17 protein-coding genes are annotated in these 20,249 nt (G+C 72.0%); 12 read left to right on the top strand and 5 right to left on the bottom strand.

Annotated elements, in window-relative coordinates; genetic code table 11:
* Positions 1-22 precede the first annotated feature (22 nt).
* Positions 23-712, top strand: a complete 690-nt coding sequence (locus CHC05_RS10640; RefSeq protein WP_089247265.1) for a GOLPH3/VPS74 family protein — start codon at positions 23-25, stop codon at positions 710-712.
* Positions 713-903: 191 nt separating this feature from the next.
* Complete coding sequence (locus CHC05_RS10635) at positions 904-2,706, top strand: DUF6541 family protein (protein WP_144022545.1); 1,803 nt, start codon at positions 904-906, stop codon at positions 2,704-2,706.
* Here the strand turns inward: CHC05_RS10635 and CHC05_RS10630 are convergent, their stop codons facing one another.
* A complete protein-coding gene (locus CHC05_RS10630) occupies positions 2,707-4,353 on the bottom strand; it encodes a phospho-sugar mutase (protein WP_089247261.1) in 1,647 nt (548 codons plus the stop codon).
* A gap of 43 nt (positions 4,354-4,396) precedes the next feature.
* Positions 4,397-6,235 carry a protein kinase domain-containing protein gene (locus tag CHC05_RS10625; protein WP_281257660.1) on the bottom strand — a complete coding sequence of 613 codons (1,839 nt, stop codon included), beginning with the start codon at positions 6,233-6,235 and terminating at the stop codon, positions 4,397-4,399.
* A gap of 180 nt (positions 6,236-6,415) precedes the next feature.
* On the opposite strand from CHC05_RS10625, the gene CHC05_RS10620 reads away from it, so the two are divergent.
* Together CHC05_RS10620 and CHC05_RS10615 are read left to right on the top strand one after the other, a co-directional pair.
* Positions 6,416-7,996, top strand: a complete 1,581-nt coding sequence (locus tag CHC05_RS10620; RefSeq protein ID WP_089247257.1) for an acyl-CoA mutase large subunit family protein — start codon at positions 6,416-6,418, stop codon at positions 7,994-7,996.
* Between the two features lie 243 nt (positions 7,997-8,239).
* A complete protein-coding gene (locus CHC05_RS10615) occupies positions 8,240-9,679 on the top strand; it encodes an amidohydrolase (RefSeq protein ID WP_425426726.1) in 1,440 nt (479 codons plus the stop codon).
* On the opposite strand, the gene CHC05_RS10610 is transcribed toward CHC05_RS10615, so the two are convergent.
* Positions 9,676-10,689 (bottom strand): DUF4349 domain-containing protein, encoded by a 1,014-nt coding sequence (locus tag CHC05_RS10610; protein ID WP_089247253.1) that lies wholly within the window; start codon positions 10,687-10,689, stop codon positions 9,676-9,678. The two genes, CHC05_RS10615 and CHC05_RS10610, sit on opposite strands and share 4 nt — an antisense overlap.
* A gap of 114 nt (positions 10,690-10,803) precedes the next feature.
* Here CHC05_RS10610 and CHC05_RS10605 point away from each other — a divergent pair, with 114 nt between their 5' ends.
* From CHC05_RS10605 to CHC05_RS10590, 4 genes are read left to right on the top strand one after another with little or no spacing between them, the layout of a single operon-like run.
* Positions 10,804-11,436 carry an MBL fold metallo-hydrolase gene (locus tag CHC05_RS10605; RefSeq protein ID WP_089247251.1) on the top strand — a complete coding sequence of 211 codons (633 nt, stop codon included), beginning with the start codon at positions 10,804-10,806 and terminating at the stop codon, positions 11,434-11,436.
* Complete coding sequence (locus tag CHC05_RS10600; RefSeq protein ID WP_089247249.1) at positions 11,429-12,286, top strand: hypothetical protein; 858 nt, start codon at positions 11,429-11,431, stop codon at positions 12,284-12,286. The genes CHC05_RS10605 and CHC05_RS10600 overlap by 8 nt, the downstream gene beginning before the upstream one ends.
* On the top strand, positions 12,283-13,053 hold the full coding sequence (locus CHC05_RS10595) for an SCO6745 family protein (protein WP_089247247.1): 771 nt from the start codon (positions 12,283-12,285) through the stop codon (positions 13,051-13,053). Before CHC05_RS10600 ends, CHC05_RS10595 begins: the two co-directional genes overlap by 4 nt.
* A gap of 41 nt (positions 13,054-13,094) precedes the next feature.
* Positions 13,095-14,051 carry a GNAT family N-acetyltransferase gene (locus tag CHC05_RS10590; protein ID WP_245870756.1) on the top strand — a complete coding sequence of 319 codons (957 nt, stop codon included), beginning with the start codon at positions 13,095-13,097 and terminating at the stop codon, positions 14,049-14,051.
* Here CHC05_RS10590 and CHC05_RS10585 read toward each other — a convergent pair.
* Positions 14,048-14,509: a gamma-glutamylcyclotransferase family protein gene (locus tag CHC05_RS10585; protein ID WP_089247245.1), complete on the bottom strand. Its 462-nt coding sequence runs from the start codon at positions 14,507-14,509 to the stop codon at positions 14,048-14,050. The two genes, CHC05_RS10590 and CHC05_RS10585, sit on opposite strands and share 4 nt — an antisense overlap.
* Positions 14,510-14,554: 45 nt before the next feature.
* Between CHC05_RS10585 and CHC05_RS10580 the strand changes: the two genes are divergently transcribed.
* On the top strand, positions 14,555-15,958 hold the full coding sequence (locus CHC05_RS10580) for an NAD(P)H-quinone dehydrogenase (protein ID WP_089247243.1): 1,404 nt from the start codon (positions 14,555-14,557) through the stop codon (positions 15,956-15,958).
* On the opposite strand, the gene CHC05_RS10575 is transcribed toward CHC05_RS10580, so the two are convergent.
* Positions 15,915-16,631: a DedA family protein gene (locus CHC05_RS10575; RefSeq protein WP_089247241.1), complete on the bottom strand. Its 717-nt coding sequence runs from the start codon at positions 16,629-16,631 to the stop codon at positions 15,915-15,917. The two genes, CHC05_RS10580 and CHC05_RS10575, sit on opposite strands and share 44 nt — an antisense overlap.
* A 266-nt stretch (positions 16,632-16,897) precedes the next feature.
* Here CHC05_RS10575 and CHC05_RS10570 point away from each other — a divergent pair, with 266 nt between their 5' ends.
* Genes CHC05_RS10570 through CHC05_RS10560 form a run of 3 tightly spaced genes read left to right on the top strand, consistent with a single transcriptional unit; the run spans position 16,898 to position 20,249 of the window.
* A complete protein-coding gene (locus tag CHC05_RS10570; protein ID WP_089247239.1) occupies positions 16,898-18,469 on the top strand; it encodes a circularly permuted type 2 ATP-grasp protein in 1,572 nt (523 codons plus the stop codon).
* Positions 18,463-19,404, top strand: a complete 942-nt coding sequence (locus CHC05_RS10565) for an alpha-E domain-containing protein (protein ID WP_089247237.1) — start codon at positions 18,463-18,465, stop codon at positions 19,402-19,404. The genes CHC05_RS10570 and CHC05_RS10565 overlap by 7 nt, the downstream gene beginning before the upstream one ends.
* The gene (locus CHC05_RS10560; RefSeq protein ID WP_089247553.1) at positions 19,401-20,249 is read left to right on the top strand and encodes a transglutaminase family protein; all 849 of its coding nucleotides are present in this window, start codon (positions 19,401-19,403) and stop codon (positions 20,247-20,249) included. The genes CHC05_RS10565 and CHC05_RS10560 overlap by 4 nt, the downstream gene beginning before the upstream one ends.

Here is a 20,249-nt window from a genome sequence, read left to right as displayed (position 1 = left end):
GAAGCGGCTACCGTTCCGGGCCATGACCACTGTTCCGATCGCCGAGGAGCTTCTGCTGCTCGCCTACGACAACGAGTCCGGGAAGGCGACCGGTTCGCGGATCGGGCTCGACCTCGGCATGGCCGCGGCAGTGCTGGTGGAGTTGGCCCTCGCGGGCCGGATCGCGTACGCGGACGGCAACATCGTGGTGGTCGACGCGACACCGACGGGCGTGCCCGTGGCCGACGAGGTGCTTGCCAAGATCGAGTCGAACGTGCCGCACACCCCGGCCTCCTGGGTCCAGCGGCTCCGCCACGGCCTGCGCGACCGCGTCCTCTCGGACCTCGTCGGCCGCGGCGTGATCCGCGACGTCGACGAGGTCGAGCTCGAGTTCATCCACGTCCACCGCTACCCATCGGTCGACGCGACGGTCGAGAACGAGACCCGCGGCCGCCTCGCCGCCGCCCTGTCCGGCGAGGGCGCCCCCGACGAGCGCACGGCGGCCCTGGCGACGCTGATCGCCGCGAGCCGCATGGAGGCCGCCCTGGGCCTGACCGGCGACGAAGCCGCCACCGCACACGAGAAGCTAGAGCGCATCGCCAGCGGCGCCGGCTTTTCGGGCGGCATCGGCCTCGACCAGTCGACGGTCCGCCCGTCGGTCGCCCTGGTCGTCATCGCGCTCGGCAAGGCCATCCAGGCCGCCCTGGGCACCCCCCGCCCGGTAACCCACTAGGCAACCGCCAGGCCTCGCGGCCCGCGGCGGTGGCCGGTCGCGCGGGCCTTGCTGGCCCGCGGTGGGGGCGTGCCGCCCGGCCCGCAGCCGGTTGGAGGCCAGGCCGGTGGGTCACGGGTGGCTGCCAACTCGCTGTGGGCGCGGTCTGAACACCACGTCGGAGCGCGACCGCGCCACTACGCTGTGAAACCGTGGCCTCTGCCGTCAGCGATCAAACGGGACCGCCGGCCGGCGCAGAGCGGCTCGCCCGGCCCACGTGGGTCGGCCCGGCAGTAACAGTTGGCGTCGCCCTGCTCTACCTCGGTGCCGCTTTCGCGGTCACCGGGCGGTTGTGGGTGGATCTCGGCCAGGCCACCCCCGCCGTCAACCCGCAGGACCACGTCTTCTTCCAGTGGGTCCTCGCCCACGGCGCGCAGGTGGCCGAGCACGGGATCTATCCCTTCACCACCAAGTCGCTCAACATGCCCGACGGCGTCAATCTCATGGCCAACACCTCCGTGCTCGGGCTCGGCATCCCGATGTCGCCGATCACCCTGCTCGCCGGGCCTGAGACCGCCTTCGCGGTCCTCCTGGTGATCGGGCTCGCCGGCACCGCCTTCGGTTGGTACTGGGTGTTCAGCCGCCACCTCGTCGACAACCGGCTCGTCGCGTTCGCCGCCGGCGCGCTCTGCGGGTTCGCGCCCGGGCTGGTCAGCCACGCCCAGGGCCACGTCAACTGGACCGCCCAGTTCGTCGTCCCCTGGCTCGTCGTCGCGGTCATCCGGCTCGCCCGACCTGGCCGGGCGGTCCGGCGCGGGATCTGGCTCGGCCTCCTCGTCACCTACCAGGCCTTCGTCAACGAGGAGGTCCTGCTCTACACCGCGCTCGGGCTGTTCGTCTTCGTCCTCTGCTACGTCCTGTTCAACCCCAAGAAAACCAAGGCCAGGATCCCGAGCTTCCTCGGCGGCCTCGCCATCGCGATCGTGACGGCCGGCGCCCTGCTCGCGTACCCGCTCTGGGTGCAGTTCTTCGGCCCGCAGAGCTACCGCGGCGTGCCCACGGCGGTGAAGGACGTCAGCACCGACCTCGCGGCCTACCCGGCCTTCGCCCGCCTCTCGATCGCCGGCAGCACCGAGTCAGCCGAGCGGCTCACCCAGGGCCCGGCCGAGGAGAACAGCTTCCTCGGCTGGCCGCTGCTGGTCATGTGTGTGATCGGCGTCGCGCTCACCTGGCGGCGCAGGACGACCTGGGCCTTGGTCGTCACCGGCCTGCTCTTCGGCGCCCTCTCCCTCGGGCCGCACATCATGATCGACCAGGACGACACCGGGGTCGACGGGCCATGGCGCTGGCTGGAGAACCTGCCGATCTTCAACTCGGTCGTGCCGACGCGCCTCTCGCTGATCGTGGTGCCCGTCGCCGCTGCCCTGCTGGCGCTCGGCGCCGACCAGGCGCTGCGATTCGCGCGAACGCGGCGCAACGCGAACGTGGCCGTGGCCATCAGATGCGTCACCGCTGCGGCGATCCTCGGCGCACTCGTGCCGCTGGCGCCGAAGCAACTCCCGACCGTCGACGTCCCCAGCACACCCGCGTTCGTCACCCAGGGCCTCTGGCGCGACTATGCCGCCGACGGTCGCAGTCTGGTTTTCGTGCCCGTCACCGACAACATCTACCTCGACGGCATGCGCTGGGCCGCCCAGGCGCAGATCGGCTTCGCCATCGCCGGCGGGTACTTCCTCGGACCCGCCACCGAGGGCGCCGACAACCGGGCCATCTTCAACGCGCCGACCCGGTTCAGCGGCGCCCTGTTCGACCAGACCAGCCGCACCGGCGACCTGCCGCCGGTCACCGACGAGACCAGGGCCAAGTTCGCGGACGACGTGGCCTTCTGGCGCGCCGACGCGCTGGTGCTGCCGCAGACCGAGACCAACGCCGGCCAGCTCAGGCAACTGGTGATCGAGCTGACCGGCGAGATCCCCGACGACGTCGGCGGCGCCTGGGTGTGGCGCACCGGTTAGTCACCAGATCCCGAGCGCCGCCGCCGTCTCCGTGCGCAGAGCCCGGACCGACGCCGAAGCCCGCTCCCGCGCCGCCGCCACGTCGCCGTCCACGACGGGTTCGACCACTTCCAGGTACGCCTTCAGCTTGGGCTCGGTGCCCGACGGCCGGACCACGACCCGGGCGGACTCGGTGCGCAGAATCAGCACGTCGTTCGCGGGCGCCAGGTCCTCGACCGAGATCACCGCGTCGTCGAGCAGCGAACCTGGCGTCTTGTTGCGGATGTACGCCATCGCCGTGTCGATCTCCGAAAGGTCGTCGACGCGGACCGAGAGCTGGTCGGTGGCGTACACGCCGTACTCGGCGGCGATCTCGTCCAGCCGGTCGCCGATCGTCCGCAGCGACGCCTTCAACCCCGCCGCGAGCTCGGCCACCAGCAGCGCCGCCGTGATGCCGTCCTTGTCCCGGACCAACGAGGGCGCCACGCAGTACCCGAGCGCCTCCTCGTACCCGAAAGCAAGGTCGTCACCGGCCCGCACGATCCACTTGAAGCCGGTCAGCGTCGCACCGTAAGGAACTCCGCGCCGCGAGCACAGCTGGGACAGCAGCGAGGACGAGACGATCGTCGTGGCGAAGCGCCCGGTCACCCCGCGCCGCTGAAGGTGGTCGGCGAGCAGCACGCCCACCTCGTCGCCGCGCAGCATCCGCCAACCCGTGGGGCCCGGGATCGCCACCGCGCACCGGTCCGCGTCGGGGTCGTTGGCGATCGCGATGTCGGCGCCGGTCACCGTGGCGAGCTCGATCACCCGGTCGATCGCGCCGGGCTCTTCCGGGTTGGGGAACGCCACCGTGGGGAAGAGCGGGTCGGGCTCGGTCTGCTCGGCGACCTCGTGCGGCCGGGCGAAACCGGCCCGCGCGAACGCCGCCGCCAGCACCTGGGCTCCGACGCCGTGCAGCGGTGTGTAGGCCACCGCCAGGTCACGCGGCCCGTCCGGATCGACGACCCGGGCCGCCGCCTCCACATAGGACTCGACGATGTCCTCGTCGAGAACCACCCCGAGCGATCCCAGCGGTACGGACGACAGCGCACCGACGGCCGCGATGGCGGCCGAGATCTCGACGTCGGCCGGCGGCACGATCTGCGCACCGGCACCGAGCGACCCGCCAAGCGAAGCACCCAGGTAGACCTTGTAGCCGTTGTCCTGCGGCGGGTTGTGGCTGGCGGTCACCATCACACCGGCGGCGGCGGAGAGCTTGCGGACCGCGTACGCCAGCACCGGCGTCGGCAGGGGGCGCGGCAGCACCAGCGCCTCCCGCCCGGCACCGGTCGCGACCCGGGCGGTCCGCTCGGCGAACTCCTTCGAGCCGTGGCGGGCGTCGTACCCGATGACCAGCGGACCGGACGCACCGCGGGCGCCGAGCCAGCTCACGAGGCCGGCCGCCGCCTGGGTGACCACGGCGAGGTTCATCCCGTTCGGTCCGGCCCGCAGCGGGCCGCGCAGCCCCGCCGTGCCGAAGGTCAGTGGCCCGGCGAACCGGTCGGCCAGATCGGCGGCGGTGCCGGGCAGCCCGTCGAGCACCCGGGCCAGCTCGGCCCGGCTCGTCTCGTCGGGGTCGTCGGCCAGCCACGCCCGCGCACGGGCCTCCAGGTCGTCGAGGTCAGTCATCCCGTTTTGATAGCACGTGTCGCGCTGGGCGGCACCGACGGGATCAGGTGAGCTCGAAGGACCTGACCATCTCGTCGAAGATCGGCTTGCTGTCGGCGAACCGGTCCTCGGTGCTGGTCAGGAAGAACGAGTACGCCTTCCCGTCCTTGACCACCGCGCCCCAGACGCCGTGCCGGCTCGACTCGCCCCCGCAGGTGTATTCCAGCTCACTGGAGACCCGGCCGCCGATCTCGCCGTCGCGCAGGTCGACCCGCTCGTACGGCTTGGGGCAGGACTTGCTGTTGCCCTTGAGCCCGCGCTCGGCGGCCTGGAGGAACCCGGTCGGGGTGGCCTTCGTGCTGACCGTTTCGACGAGGATGCGCACCTTGCGGCCCGAGTCGTCCGGATCGATGTAGTCGAAGTAGACGGACTTCCCGCCGCCGGCCTTCTTCCAGCCCTTCGGCACGTTGACGGAGACACCGCGCTCGGAGTGCTGCTGGGTGGGGAAGTCGGCCGCCGCCGGCGCACCGGTCGGCCCGCCCGCCTGGACGGGGGTGGTGTTGCCGGTCGGCTCGTCGCCGCCGCCACCGTTGAGCGCGACGAACCCGATCAGGATCAGCACGACCGCGAGGCCGCCGGCGACGCCAAGCTGAACCTTGCGCGGCCAGCCCTTGACCGTGTCGACCAGGTCGCCGCCGCGGCGCTTGAGGCCACCCAGCGACCCGCCGCCGGACGGCTGGCCCGGGGGCGGACCCCAGCTCGGTGCGGGCATCTGGCCGGTCGGGGCCTGCAGCGGCCCGTGGGACTGCGGGACGGGCCTGCCCGGCCCGGCGCCGAGCCGGTCGGACAGCGACTCGCCCGGCGCCAGCATCGCCCGGCCACCGATCTGGCCGGTCGGGCGCTCCTGCTGCGGCTGCGGCGCGGGCGCCTGCCAGGGGGAGCGCTGGGCCGGCACGACCGCGTACGGGTCGGTCATCATGTGCACCGGCGCCTTGCTGACCAACGGCCCGGCCAGCAGCTCGCGCAGCATGGCGCGGGACGTGTTCGCGTCGAACCGGCGGGCCGGGTCCTTCTCCAGCAGGCCCATCAGCACGTCGTTGAGCACGCCGGCGCGGCTGGTCGGCGCCGGCGGGTCCTCGACGACGGCGTGCATCGTCTCGATCGGGTCGCCCCGGTCGAACGGCGGGCGCCCCTCGATGGCGGTGTAGAGCGTCACGCCGAGCGAGAACAGGTCGCTGGGCGGGCCGAAGTCCTGGCCCATGGCGCGCTCGGGCGAGATGAAGTGCGGCGAGCCGAGCACCATGCCCGGCGTGGTGAGCTGCACGTCGGTGGGCATCCGGGCGACGCCGAAGTCGGTGAGCACGCACCGACCGTCGGAGCAGATGAGCACGTTGGCCGGCTTGACGTCACGGTGCAGCACACCGTTGGCGTGGGCGATCTCCAGCGCGCCGAGCAGCGCGATGCCGATCTTCGCGACCGCGCGCGGCGCGACCGGGCCGTCTTCGATCACCATGTCGGCGAGGCTGCGGGCGTCGAGCAGCTCCATGACGATCCACGGTCGACCGTTCTCTTGGACGACGTCGTAGACCTGGACGACCGACGGGTGCTGGAGGGCCGCCGCGGCGCGCGCCTCGCGCATCGTCCGCTCGTACATGGAGTCGCGGTCGCTGGGCGCGAGGCCCGGCGGGAGCACGACCTCCTTGACGGCGACGTCACGGCGCAGCAGGACGTCGTTGGCCCGCCAGACGGTGCCCATGCCGCCGTGGCCGACGGCGGCGCGGAGGGAGTAGCGACCGCCGATCATCGCGCCGGGCGCGGCACGGCTGCCCGAGACCGCCGTAGCTGGTGCTGAGTTGTTGGATCCGGAGGTGGCGGAGCCGCTCCACGTCGGAATCTGAGTCACTGAAAAGCCGCCGGGGGGTCGAGGGCCAGTTACCAACCTCCCTATCTTGGGGGAGGCGGCCCGATAAGGGAAACCGCATCACCTGTTGTGATGGATCATCGACGTTGGGTGTCAAACACCCGAACCGTCTGTGCCCAATGCCTCACGGTGGCGGACGTCGGCGAGCCTTAGGATTCGTTAATGGCGCAGCGAAAGACGGAGTCGGGTTTTCCGGTCAAGCCGGTCTACGACCAGTCAGACCTTCCCGGCGACATCGACAAGCGGACGGGCCGTCCGGGCGAGTTTCCGTACACCCGCGGTGTCTATCCGACGATGTACACCTCGCGCCCGTGGACGATGCGCCAGTACGCGGGCTTCGGCACCGCGACCGAGTCCAACGCCCGCTATCACCAGCTCCTCGAGCACGGCACGATGGGCCTGTCGGTGGCGTTCGACCTGCCGACCCAGATGGGGTACGACTCCGACGACCCGGTCGCGCACGGCGAGGTCGGCAAGGTCGGCGTGGCGATCGACTCGCTGGCCGACATGAAGACGCTGTTCGACGGCATCCCGCTCGACAAGGTGTCGACGTCGATGACGATCAACGCGCCCGGGTCGGTGCTGTTGCTGCTCTACCAGCTCGTCGCGGAAGAGGCCGGCATCCCGGGCAGCGCGCTCAACGGCACGATCCAGAACGACATCCTGAAGGAATACATCGCGCGCGGCACGTACATCTTCCCGCCGAAGCCGTCGTTGCGCCTGGTCGCCGACACCTTCGCGTACTGCCGGGCCGAAGTGCCGAAGTGGAACACCATCTCCATCTCCGGCTACCACATGGCGGAGGCGGGAGCGACGCCCACGCAGGAGATCGCGTTCACGCTGGCCAACGGCGTCGACTACGTACGCGCCGCGATCGCGGCCGGGCTCGCCGTCGACGACTTCGCGCCCCGGTTGTCGTTCTTCTTCGTCGCCCGCACCACGCTGCTCGAGGAGGTCGCGAAGTTCCGCGCGGCCCGGCGGATCTGGGCCCGGCTGATGCGCGACGAGTTCGGCGCGCAGGACCCGAAGTCGATGATGCTGCGGTTCCACACCCAGACGGCCGGCGTGCAGCTCACCGCCCAGCAGCCCGAGGTCAACCTGGTCCGGGTGGCGGTGCAGGGCCTGGGCGCGGTGCTGGGCGGCACGCAGTCGCTGCACACCAACTCGTACGACGAGGCGATCGCGCTGCCGACCGAGAAGGCGGCGCGGCTGGCCCTGCGCACCCAGCAGGTGCTCGCCTACGAGACCGACCTGACCGCGACCGTCGACCCGTTCGCCGGCTCGTACGTCGTGGAGGCGATGACCGACGAGATCGAGGCCGGGGCGCTGGCCCTGATGGAGCGGGTCGCGTCCTACGGCTCCTCGGTCGACGCGATCGAGGCCGGCTTCCAGAAGAACGAGATCGAGACCTCGGCCTACCGGGTGGCGCAGGAGATCGACAGCGGCGAGCGGGTGGTGGTCGGGCTCAACCGCTTCACGATCGCCGAGGAGGAGCCGTACGAGCCGCTGCGGGTCGACCCGGCGATCGAGGCGGCCCAGGCCAAGCGGCTGGCCGCGATCCGGGAGTCCCGGGACGGCGCCGCGGTGCAGGCCGCGCTGGCCGAGCTCAAACGGGCGGCGCAGGGCACCGACAACGTGCTTTACCCGATGCGCGAGGCCTTGCGCGCGTACGCCACAGTGGGGGAGGTTTGCAACGCCCTTCGCGAGGTATGGGGGGTCTACCGCCCGGTCGAGCGGTTCTGACCCGAAGCCTTGTTACGGTGCGTTAACCTCGAAGGGACAGCGCGCGGTTACGCTCAGCAATGAAGATCTGGCGCACCGGCTGTGCGGCTTTGAGTCCCGGGAACGTGTCAGCGTAAGTCGCCTCACCCGGCAAGGTGACCACCCGCCGGGTAGATTGACGTCAGATAACCGGATTTCACGTGCGATCCAGCGGCGTGGCCGTGTCCGCCGCCACCATCACGCGTTGTAGGAGGTGTGGGACAGTTGGCAGGGTTCAAGTCGACCGCTGACGCGTCCCCGCCACTCGACGAGGGCTCCTACCAGGGCATTCGTGACCCTGCGCGATCTGATCATCACCATAATGATGTTGCGCAGCGTCACCGTCGGAGGTCTAGGCTAGCCAAGTCCCATTCCGCCCAGAGTGATCGAGATTTTCACGTGACGAGTGCGTTGACGCTGCCTTCCAACAGCAGCCCGATGGCGTCCTCATGGCCTGAGACACCGCCTGGCGCCGACCCCCTCCCAGGTCAGCTAGACCGCTGGCTGGCCGCCCGGGGCGCCGAGCTCGTAGCCGTACGTCGTCACATCCACGCCCACCCGGAGCTCTCCCACCAGGAGTTCGAGACCGCGTCCCTGGTCGCGCGGGAGCTGGCCGTCGCCGGCCTGACGCCACGCCTGCTGCCCAAGGGCAACGGCGTGATCTGCGACGTGGGCGAGGGTGACCGGGTGATCGCGCTGCGCGCCGACCTCGACGCGCTGCCGCTGCCGGACGGCAAGGACGTGCCCTACCGGTCCACCGTCGACGGCGTCGCGCACGCCTGCGGCCACGACGTGCACACCACGATCCTGCTCGGCACGGGCCTGGCGCTCGCCCAGCTCGCCGAGCGCGACGAGCTGCCCGGACGGGTCCGGCTGCTGTTCCAGCCCGGCGAGGAGTGCATCCCCTCCGGTGCGCCCGAGGTGATCTCGGCCGGCGGGCTCAAGGACGTCGCGGCGATCTACGCGCTGCACTGCGCCCCGCAACTCCCGGTCGGCCTGGTCGGCGTGCGCTCCGGCCCGTTCACCGCGGCCGCCGACACGATCGAGGTCAACCTGCGCGGCCGCGGCGGCCACACCGCCCGCCCGCACCTGACCACCGACCTGGTGCACGCGATGGGCCGAGTGATCGTCGACGTGCCGTCGCTGCTTGACCGCCGGGTCGACGCCCGCGCGGGCGTCTCGATGGTCTGGGGCCGGGCGCACGCGGGCGAGGCCTACAACGCGATCCCCGCCGTGGCCAACCTCAAGGGCACCGTCCGGATCCTCAACCGCGAGGCCTGGCGCGAGGCGCCCGAGCTGATCACGAAGCTGATCCACGACGTCGTCGCCGCGACCGGCGCCGAGGTCGAGGTGACCTACACCCGCGGCGTGCCGCCGGTGATCAACGACCGGATGGCCACCGCCGTGGTGGCCGGGGCGGCCGGTGCCGCGCTCGGCCCCGACCGGGTGGTCGAGGCCGAGATCAGCATGGGTGGCGAAGACTTCGCGTTCTATCTCGAGCAGGTGCCCGGCGCGATGATCCGGCTCGGCACCACGCCGCAGGGCGCCGAGGTCAAGCCCGACATCCACCAGTCGACGTTCGACGTCGACGAGAAGGCCATCGGCTACGGCGTGCGCGTCATGGTGCACACCGCCCTGGCCGCCCTCGCCGCCGGCACCTTCTAGACCTTCTCGCTCTCTTCGGCCGCGACCGGCTGGGTCGGTATCGCCGGCCCGGCCACCGCCGGCACCCCCGGCCCGGCGCGCCGGCGGCGCACGTAGACCCAGACCAGCAGGCCCAGCCCGACCAGGACCAGCCACGGCACCAGCGCGCCCAGCACGGTCAGTGCGACACCAAGGGTGGCCGTGAAGGCGTTCCAGCCGCCGCGTAGGCCGGCCAGGAAGCCGGTGTTGTCGTCGTCCGGCGGCGGTGGCGGCGCCTGCGCCTCTGGCCCGAGCAGGGTCGCCGTGATCGTCGACAGGGCGGTCAGGTCGGCCAGCCGGCGCTTCTTGCCCTCCAGCGACGCCAGGTCGGCCTCGCGCCGGCCCAACTCGTTCTCCAGCGAGACCAGGTCGTTGATCGTCTTGGCCTGGCCGAGCAGCCGCCGGGCGCTCTCCACGCGGGCGCGCTGGGTGGTGATCCGGGCGTCGAGGTCGACGACGTCCTCGGTGACGTCCTGGGTGCTGATCTCGCGCCGGTCGTCGGTGCCCTTGCCGGCGATCTCGTCGACGACCGAGGTGAACCGGTCGGCCGGCACCCGCAGGGTCAGCACCGCCTCGGAGCGGCCGCCGTCGTCGGTGCGCTTGTCACCACCGACGAAGCCGCCCGCGCCGGCCACCAGCGAGGTGATCTCGGCGGCGGTGCGCTCGACGTTCTCGACCCGGACCATGATCGACCCGGTGTAGATGATCTGGCGCTGGTCGACGGCGAGATCCACGTCGCCGGCACCGCCCTGCTGGGCCTGAGCCTGGTTGGGCGCGCCCTCGGCGGCCTTCGCCTGGTCGCCCGCGCCTGCGTCGCCGCTGGTCTGGGTGCGGTCCTCGACGGCCGAGTCAGCCCCGGCGGCCGCGGGCGCGACCGCGCTGCCGCTGTTCCCCGAATCCTCCCCGGCGCCGCAGCCGGCCAACGCCAAGCCGGCCGCGAGCCCACCGGCCGCCAGGGCGGCCAGCGCTCGCCCCCGTCGTACGCTGCCCATATCTGTCCCCTCCGAATCGTGTGCGAGTTCGTCGGTCAGACGCGCAGCGTGCGCGCGCCGGTTCCGGCAGACTCGCCAGGGGACATCACGATTCGGCAGCCAGGGGGTCACGAGATGCGACTGACCAAATTTGGCCATTCCTGTGTACGTATCGAGCAGGACGGTGCCGTGCTGGTCATCGATCCGGGAGGGTTCAGTGAACGGGCGGCGCTCGACGGGGTCGACGCCGTGCTGATCACCCACGAGCACCCCGACCATCTCGACGTCGACGCGGTCTCCGACGCGCTCGCCAAGCGTCCGAACGCGACCATCCACACCAACGCCGACGTCGCCGGCAAGCTCTCCGCGCTGGGCGACATGGTGACCGCCGTCGAGACTGGACAGTCCTTCTCGGCCGCCGGCGTGCCGGTGCGCGCCTTCGGTGGCATGCACGCCGAGATCCACCCGGACATCCCGCGGATCGCCAACCTGGGCTTCCTGGTCAACGAGTCCGTCTACCACCCGGGCGACTCGTTCGACGTGCCCGAGGGCGCCCGGGTCGAGACGCTGTTCGTGCCGGTGTCGGCACCGTGGCTGAAGATCAGCGAGTCGGTCGACTTCGTCCGGGCCGTCGCACCCCGCCACGCGTACGCGCTGCACGACGGGATCATCAACGAGGCCGGTGGCAAGCTCGTCGACGGTGTCCTCGGGCGCCTGCTCAAGGTCGACTACCAGCGCCTGGCCCCGGGTGCGAGCGTCGATGCCTGACCCGGTCGTCGAGCTCTACACCGCACCACCGGACGGCTTCGTCGCCGCCCGTGCCGAACTGGTCGCCGCGGCCAAGGCAGCGGGACAGGCCGACCGCGCCAAGCAGCTGGGCAAGTTGCGCAAGCCCACCGTCGCCGCCTGGGTGGTCAACCTCCTCGCGATCCGCCGGCCGGAGCTGGTCGACCAGCTCGTCGAACTGTCCGCGGCACTGCGTTCGGCGCAGCGCCAGCTCAAGGGCGACGCGTTGCGCGAGCTGACCAGGCAGCGGCGGGAGGCGGTCGGCGCGCTCGTCAAGGAAGCGCTCGCGCTGGCCGCCAAGGCCGACCCCGGCAACCGCGCCAAGCTGCCGGCGGCCGAGGTCGAGGCGACGCTGACCGCCGCCGTGTCCGACGCCGAGGTCGCCGAGCAGGTCCGCTCGGGCCGCCTGGTCCGGGCCGCCAGCTACGCCGGGTTCGGTGAGGTGCCGCGGCCGAACCTGCGCCTGGTCACCGACGAGCAGCCCGAGCCCGTCGACGAGCCGGACACCGGCGCCGGCTCGAAACGCGCGGCCGAGGCGGAGCGCGCCGCGCGGCGGCGGGCGATCGAGCGCGAGCTGGGTGCGGCCCGGGCCGCCGAGAAGTCGACCGCCAAGGACCTGGAGAAGGCCGGCAAGGCCGAGACCGACGGCGCGGCGGCGGTCGAGCGGGCCGAAGCGGCCCTGCAGGAGGCGGAGCGTGCCCGCGCCGACGCGGATGCCGAGCTGGGCCGGCTGCGGGCCGCCCGCAAGGCCGCCGAACGCGCCGCCACCCAGGCCCGCCGCCGCGTGGGCGACGTCGAGGCGGCCCTCGAAGCGTTGGACGACGACGAATGACCCCTGAGCAGACGGCGCAGGCTTCCCGGGACGCCGTGTTGGAGCTGGGCGGGGCGTACGCGGAATGTCCGCGGACCCTGCGGCGGGCCCGCCAGCTCGGCCTGTCCGGCTGGGCGTTCTACGTCGCCGGCCGGGGCGGCGCGCTCGGCGACGTGCGGCCCGACACGGTGGCGGCGGCCCTCGGCTTCATCGCGCCCGAGGCGGTCGCCGACGGCTGGGACGGTGCCCGCCGGGTGCTGCCACCCACGGAGGTGGCGGCGGTGCACCTGGCCGAGTGCTGCCGCTGGGGTGTCGAGCAGCTCGGTGGCTTCCCGAGGGTGGAGCGGCTGGTCGACCTGACCCAGCGGGTGGTGCTGGCCGCCGACGCGTCCGCGCTGCCGCTGTTCGCCGCCTGGCGGGCCATGCCGGTGCCCGACGACAACCTGGGCGCGCAGGCGGCGGTGCTGTTGCACCTGCTGCGTGAGCACCGCGCCGGCGCGCACCTGCTCGCCGTGCGGGCCAGCGGGCTCAGCCCGGTGGAGGCGATCATCTCCGGGCCGGAGGGCGAGGCGGGCGCGGTGGCCTGGGGCTGGCAGCCGCCGTACCCGGGTGTCGGTCCGCTGCTTCGCCGCCGGGTCTGGGCCGAGGCGGTGACCGACCGGATCGTCTCGTCGGCGTACGCGACGTTGACCGTCGAGGAGCGGATCGAGCTGCTCGGGCTGCTGGACAGCGCGCGCAAGGGCCTCCGCCCGCCCGGCAGCGAGCCCGCCCTCGCCACGAGCGACTAATTCGTTGGCTTCGCTGCCACCGGGTGTGAGACAAACTCCACGTGGCGTTCCCTGATGGCTGGACCACGCGCCGGCCCACCCTCGACGACCTGCCGGCGATCCTCGAGCTGATGCGGGCGAGCGACATCGCCGCCACGGGGGAGCCGGAGACCAGCGCCGACGACATCAAGGCGGCGCTGACCTCGCCGCACGTCGACCCGGCGCGCGACTGTTGGCTCGCCTACCAGCCCGACGGCCGGCTGGGCGGCTGGGCCTACATCGACAACGAGAACGGCGGCGACAACGAGTTCGTCGAGGTCTACGTGCACCCCGACGGCGGCGCGCCGAGCCGGGCGACACTGATCGACCTGCTGGTGCGCCGGGTCGCCGAGCGGGCCACCGAGCGGGGGTTCGCCGAGGTGACCGCCAAGGCCGGCGCGCTGCCGGCGGAGACCGACTACATCGCGGAGATCCAGGCGGCCGGTTTCGAGTTCGTCAAGCGCTTCGCGCGTATGCGGCGCTCGCTCGACGGGGTCACCCCGACGCCATTGCCGGCGGGAGTGACGATCCGGCTGGTCCGGCCCGACGACGACGAAGACCTGCGGTTGTTCCACCGGATCTACGACACGGGCTTCCGCGACGCGTACGACTACCAGCCGCGCGACTACGACTCGTGGCGCACCTACGTCGCGGGGCTGACCACGGTCTCCTGGGACGAGTGGTTCATCGCCGAGGTCGACGGCGTGCCCGCCGGCATCCTGATGTCGGCCGACCAGCAGCTCGAGCAGAACGAGGGCTGGATCAAGAACCTCGCGGTCCTGCGCGAGTTCCGCAAGCGTGGGGTCGGCGGCGCCCTGCTGCGGCACGCGTTCACCGTCTACGCCGCCAAGGGACGCACCCAGGCCGGGCTCGGGGTCGACCTGTCGAGCCCGACCGGGGCCGCCAACGTCTACCTCGCCGCCGGGATGACCGCGATCTACGAGGCCGACATCTTCGAGCAGAAGATCAAGGCCGCCTAGACCTCCGGCGACGACGTCTTCGTCGGGCGGCCGCGTAGCTCCGTCACGTAGTCGTCCGGGGCGCCGGCCTTCTCGGCCGCGTTGGCGATCTCCGAGAGATACCACGCGGTCGGCAGGCCGCCCTCGTACCCGTTGAAGATGTAGACCCAGACGGTCTCCTCGCCGTCCAGGGTGACCGCCCGCATGTGCAGCTTGCGGTAGGTCTCCCCGGTGACCCCCTCGACCTCGTCGAGCTGGGAGGCGTCCCACGGGTGCACGTCGTAGAGCGCGACGAAGACCCGATCGCCCGGTGATTCGACGATCGTGGTGACCGCGCCCTCCCAGCCGATGACGTCTTCACCGGCAAAGGTGAGTCGCCAGCCTTCCAGCCAGCCGGTGCCCACCATCGGCGAATGCGGACAGTAAGCACGCATTCGGGCGGGATCAAGGTTTGAGCCGTACGCGGCGTAATGACGCACGGCGATGACGATAGCCCGGTTGGCGGGTCGTGGAGAATACGACACGTGACACGAATCGTTATCGTGGGTGGCGGCCCGGCTGGTTACGAAGCAGCACTGGTCGCCGCGCAGCTCGACGCCGACGTGACGGTGGTCGAGGCGGAGGGCGCCGGCGGCGCCTGCGTGCTGTCGGACTGCGTACCCTCAAAGACCTTTATTGCCAGCTCAGACGTGGTGACCGGCTACCGGGACACCGACCGCTTCGGCGTCCACTCGGGTGGTCTCGAAGCGGTCACCGTCGATGCCAGGGCCGTCAACGAGCGGGTGAAGAATCTCGCACAGGCCCAGTCGAATGACATCCACAACAAGCTCCTCAAGGCGGGCGTCACGTTCGTCGCCGGCACCGCACGGCTCGGCGCTGACACGTTGGGTCACACCCACCGGGTCGAGATCACCCCGGCGAGCGGTGACACGCCGTACTCGGTCGATGCGAGCACTGTGCTGATCGCCACTGGGGCGACCCCCCGCGTGCTGCCCAGCGCCGTGCCGGACGGCGAGCGGATCCTGGACTGGCGCCAGCTCTACGACCTGCCGGAGCTGCCCGAGCACCTGATCGTGATCGGCTCCGGGGTGACCGGCGCCGAGTTCGCCAGCGCGTACCTCGCGATGGGCGTGCGGGTGACCCTGGTCTCCAGCCGGGACCGGGTGATGCCGCACGAGGACGCCGACGCCGCGCAGGCCATCGAGCGGGTCTTCCGCTCGCGGGGCATGACCATACTCAACAACGCCCGGGGCAACGCGGTCCGCCGCACCGCTGACGGCGTCGAGGTCGAGCTCAGCGGCGGTGGCACGGTCACCGGCTCACACGCGCTGATCGCGGTCGGCTCGGTGCCCAACACCGAGGGCCTGGGCCTGGAGGAGTACGGGGTGGCGGTCGCGAAGGGCGGCTACGTCACCGTCGACCGGGTCTCCCGCACCAACGTGCCGGGCATCTACGCGGCCGGCGACTGCACCGGCGTGCTCGCGCTGGCCAGCGTCGCCGCCATGCAGGGCCGGATCGCGATGTGGCACGCGCTCGGCGAGGCCGTCCAGCCGCTGCGGCTGCGCACGGTGGCCGCCAACGCGTTCACTGACCCGGAGCTCGCGACCGTCGGGGTCAGCCAGAACGACGTCGACGCCGGCCGGGTGCCGGCCCGCGAGGTCATGCTGACGCTCGCCGGCAACGCCCGCGCGAAGATGGCCGACCTGGGCGACGGGTTCGTCAAGCTGTTCTGCCGGCCGGCCAGCGGTCAGGTGGTGGGCGGTGTCGTGGTCTCGCCGAAGGCGTCGGAGCTGATCCTGCCGATCACCCTGGCGGTGGAGAACAACATGACCGTCGACCAGCTCGCCCACACCATCACGATCTATCCCTCGCTGTCGGGGTCGATCACTGAGGCGGCGCGTCAGCTGATGCTGCACGAACCGGAGTGACCTCGAGCGGCGCCGGCGCGGTCGGGCCGGCGCCGCGGAGCTTGGCCGGGCCCCACATGGCGAGGCCCCAGCCGGCGCCGGCGAACACCGCCGCCGCGATGACGGCCACCACGATCAGGCGCCAGCCCGACGAGGTGAGCGCCGCGCCGCCGAGGTGGCCGACGAGCGTGCCGTACGTGGCCCAGCCCACCGCCGCCAGCGCCTGGTAGAGCAGGAAGTGCTTGTAGGGATAGCGGGCGCGGCCGGCCGAGAAGCAGGCGGCCATCCGCCCACCGGGGACGAACCGGCAGATCAGGATGACCAGCGGGCCGGGCTCGCGCAGGCCGCGGGTCAGCTTGCGGGCGGCCGCCCGGGCCTTGCCGGTGCGGGCCGCCGCCTTGGCGACGTCGTCGGTCTGCATGCCGCACCGCTTGCGCAGCCGCGCGATCGGTCCGGTGCGGTGGTGGGTCGAGCGGCCCAGGAGATAGCAGGCCCAGTCGCCGACGATGACTCCCAAGGTGCCGACCACGATGGTGGTCGGTAAGCTCAGGTGGCCGTAGGCGGTCAGCGCGCCGCCCGTGATCATGATGGCCTGGGTCGGTATGACCGGCACGAAGGCGTCGACGATCAGCAGGCCGAGCAACAGCAGATAGGCGGACACGGGCGACGTCACCGTGCTGAGCACGTCCGCCATCCCCCAACCTCCATCCGCCGGGCTCAGGATAGTTTCCGGAAAGCCCTGATGGGGGACACTTCGGTGGCGGCCCCCAACCGCTGTCCGGCATTCGACCCTACAGACGTCAACGGGCTGGCGGCGTACCGTAAGAATGTGCGGTCCGGCACGTCGGGTCCCCCGTTCCTGGTGTGCCGGGCCGCCACCTCTGGGCCGTCGGCAGGTCCCGTGCCGACGGCCCCCGCACGTGTTACGAACTCGCAACGAGTGGGGCGTAGCGTGCGCGCATGGCGGACCTGTTCGAGAACTATCGGCTCGGACCGGGCTGGGACGAGATGTTCGCCACGGCGGGCATGCCGCGCGAGACCTACGAGTCGCTGCACGCCACCCTTCAGCCACTTTCGAGCGCTGACCTCGGCGTGCGGGCCGACGTGCTCGCGCGGGCCTTTCTCGACCAGGGCATCACGTTCGCGCTCAAAGGCATCGAACGGCCCTTCCCGCTGGACATCGTGCCGCGGATCATCGCGGCCGCCGAGTGGTCGGTGGTCGAGACCGGTGTCGCGCAACGGATCCGGGCCCTGGAGGCGTTCCTTTCCGACGTGTACGGCGCCGGCGAGGTGCTGGCCGCCGGGGTGGTGCCGCGCTCGGTCGTGGTGACCAGCGCGCACTTCCACCGCGAGGCGGCCGGGATCGTCCCGCACAACGGCGTCCGGGTGCACGTCGCCGGCGTCGACCTGGTGCGCGACGAGGCAGGCGTCTTCCGGGTGCTGGAAGACAACGTGCGGGTGCCGTCCGGGGTCAGCTATGTCATCGAGAACCGGCGCGCGATGAGCCACGTGTTGCCCGAGGTGTTCGCGTCGACCCGGATCCGGCCCGTCGAGTCGTACCCCAGCCAGCTCCTCGGCGCCCTGCGGGCCGCGGCCCCGGCGGGCGCCGGCGACGAGCCGACCGTGGTGGTGCTCACGCCGGGCGTGCACAACTCCGCGTACTTCGAGCACGCGTTGCTGGCCCGGGAGATGGGCGTCGAGCTCGTCGAAGGGCGCGACCTGATCTGCGCGGGCAACCAGGTGGCCATGCGCACGACGGCCGGCGAGCAGCGGGTCGACGTCATCTACCGGCGGATCGACGACGAGTTCCTCGACCCGGTGCAGTTCCGCACCGACTCGATCCTCGGCGTGGCCGGGCTGCTCAACGCCGCCCGGGCCGGGCAGGTGACGATCGCCAACGCGGTCGGCAACGGGGTCGCCGACGACAAGCTGCTCTACACGTACGTCCCCGATCTGATCCGGTTCTATCTCGGCGAGGATCCGGTGCTGCCCAACGTCGAGACCTATCGGCTGGCCGACCCCGACGTGCTGGCCCACGTCCTCGACCGGCTCGACACCCTCGTGCTCAAGCCGGTCGACGGCTCGGGCGGTGCCGGCATCGTGATCGGCTCGCAGGCCACCGACGCCGAGCTCGCCGAGGTGCGGGCCCGGCTTAGCCGCGACCCGCGCGGCTGGATCGCGCAACGCGAGGTGAAGCTGTCGATGGTGCCCACCCTGATCGGCAACCGGCTCCGGCCGCGGCACGTCGACCTGCGGCCATTCGCCGTCAACGACGGCACCCGGATCTCGGTGCTGCCCGGCGGGCTCACCCGGGTCGCGTTGCCCGAGGGAGCGTTGGTCGTCAACTCCAGCCAGGGCGGCGGATCCAAGGACACCTGGGTGCTGGCGGCGCCGCTGGGGCCGGCCGAACCCGCGCCGGAGCCCCGGCCCGCCGCGCCGCACGCCTCGCCGGCACCGCGACCGGACCCGGGCCCGGGCGCCACCTCGAGCCAGCAGCAGCAACAACAACAGCAGGGTGGTGCGTCGTGCTGAGCCGGATCGCCGAGTCGCTCTACTGGATCGGCCGCTACGTCGAGCGGGCCGAGGACACCGCCCGCATCCTCGACGTGCACCTGCACCAGATGCTGGCGGACCCGTGGGTGGCGGAGGACGCTGCCTGCCGCTCCCTGCTGTCCGTGATGGGTGCTCCCACCTCGGACGACATGCCGCTGTCGGCGGGCCGGGTCGTCACGCTGCTCGGGCTCGACAGCGGCAACCCGAGCTCGGTGATCGGCGCCCTGGCCGCCGCCCGCGAGAACGCCCGCGGTGCCCGGGAGACGGTCTCGTCGGAGATGTGGGAGTGCCTCAACGCCACCTGGCTCGGCCTGCCCGACGCCCGGGCGCGGGTCGAACAGCAGGGCGTGCACGCCTTCTTCGGCTGGGTGCGGGAACGCTGCGCGGTGCTGGCCGGCCTGGCCGACGCGACGATGAGCCGGGACGAGGGCTGGCTGTTCCTGGTGCTCGGGCGCAGCGTCGAACGGGTCGACATGTCGGCGCGGCTGCTGTCCACCCACGCCCGGGCCGGCGGCTCGATCCCGTCCTGGCTCACCCTGCTGCGCTCGTGCGGCGCCTGGGAGACGTTCCTGCGCACCTATCGCGGCTCGCTGGACGACCGGCACGCTGCCGAGTTCCTGCTGCTGGACCGGCTCTTCCCGCGCTCGGTGTTCGCGGCGCTGTCCACCGCCGAGTCCTGCCTCGCCGAGCTTGCACCGGGCCCGGGGCGGGCCGGCGTCGCCACCGACGCACAGCGGATCGTCGGCCGATCCCGCACGAACCTCGAGTTCCGCGGCGCCGACGAGCTGCTCGACGACCTGGCCGGCGTGCTGGCCGGGCTGGAACGCACCTGCTCGCAGGTCAACGACGCGGTGTCCCGCCGCTACTTCCGGGCGACCTCCGCGGTGATGTGGGTGTCGGAGGCGGTGGCGTGAACAGCTGGCGGCTGGAGATCCAGCACGAGACCGGGTTCAGCTACGACGGCCGGGTCGGCGCGTCCTACAACGAGGCCCGGATGACGCCCCGCGACGAGCCGCACCAGGCGGTGCTCGACGCCCGGGTCGCGGTGTGGCCGGCGGCCAGCACGTATCGCTATGCGGACTACTGGGGCACGGTGGTGACGGCGTTCGACGTGCACACCCCGCACGAGCGGTTGGCGGTCACCGCGTCGGCCACGGTCGAGACGCTGCCGCCGGGCGACCTGCTGGCCCCGGCGACCTGGGCCGACCTGGCCTTGTCTGACACTGTCGACCGTTGGCACGAGCTGCTGCTGCCGACTCCGCGGACCGCGCTCGACGAAGAGCTGACCGCGCTGGCCGAGGAGCTTCGCGGCGCGCACCGCACTCCGCACGCCGCCGCCCTGGCCGCGTGCGAGCGGGTGCACACCGAGGTCGCGTACGTGGCCGGTTCGACCGGGGTGCAGACCGACGCCGTGCAGGCCTGGCGCCAGCGCAGCGGGGTCTGCCAGGACCTCAGCCACCTGACCGTCGGGCTGCTGCGGGCGATGGGCGTGCCGGCCCGGTACGTGTCCGGCTACCTGCATCCGACGCCGGACGCGCCGGTCGGCGAGACGGTGGTCGGCCAGAGCCACGCCTGGGTGGAGTGGTGGGCGGGCCGGTGGAGCGGCTTCGACCCGACGAACGGTGTCGCGATCGGCGAACGGCACGTCATCGTCGGCCGCGGCCGGGAGTACGGCGACGTGCCACCGCTCAAGGGCGTCTACGCCGGCCCGCCGAACACCGGCCAGGCGGTCGAAGTCAAGATCACCCGGCGCCGCTGA

The organism is Asanoa hainanensis (genome assembly GCF_900188485.1).
Taxonomy (GTDB): Bacteria; Actinomycetota; Actinomycetes; order Mycobacteriales; family Micromonosporaceae; genus Asanoa; species Asanoa hainanensis.
Note: the sequence above shows the minus strand (reverse complement) of the source record. Positions and strands in the feature narration are given on the sequence as shown.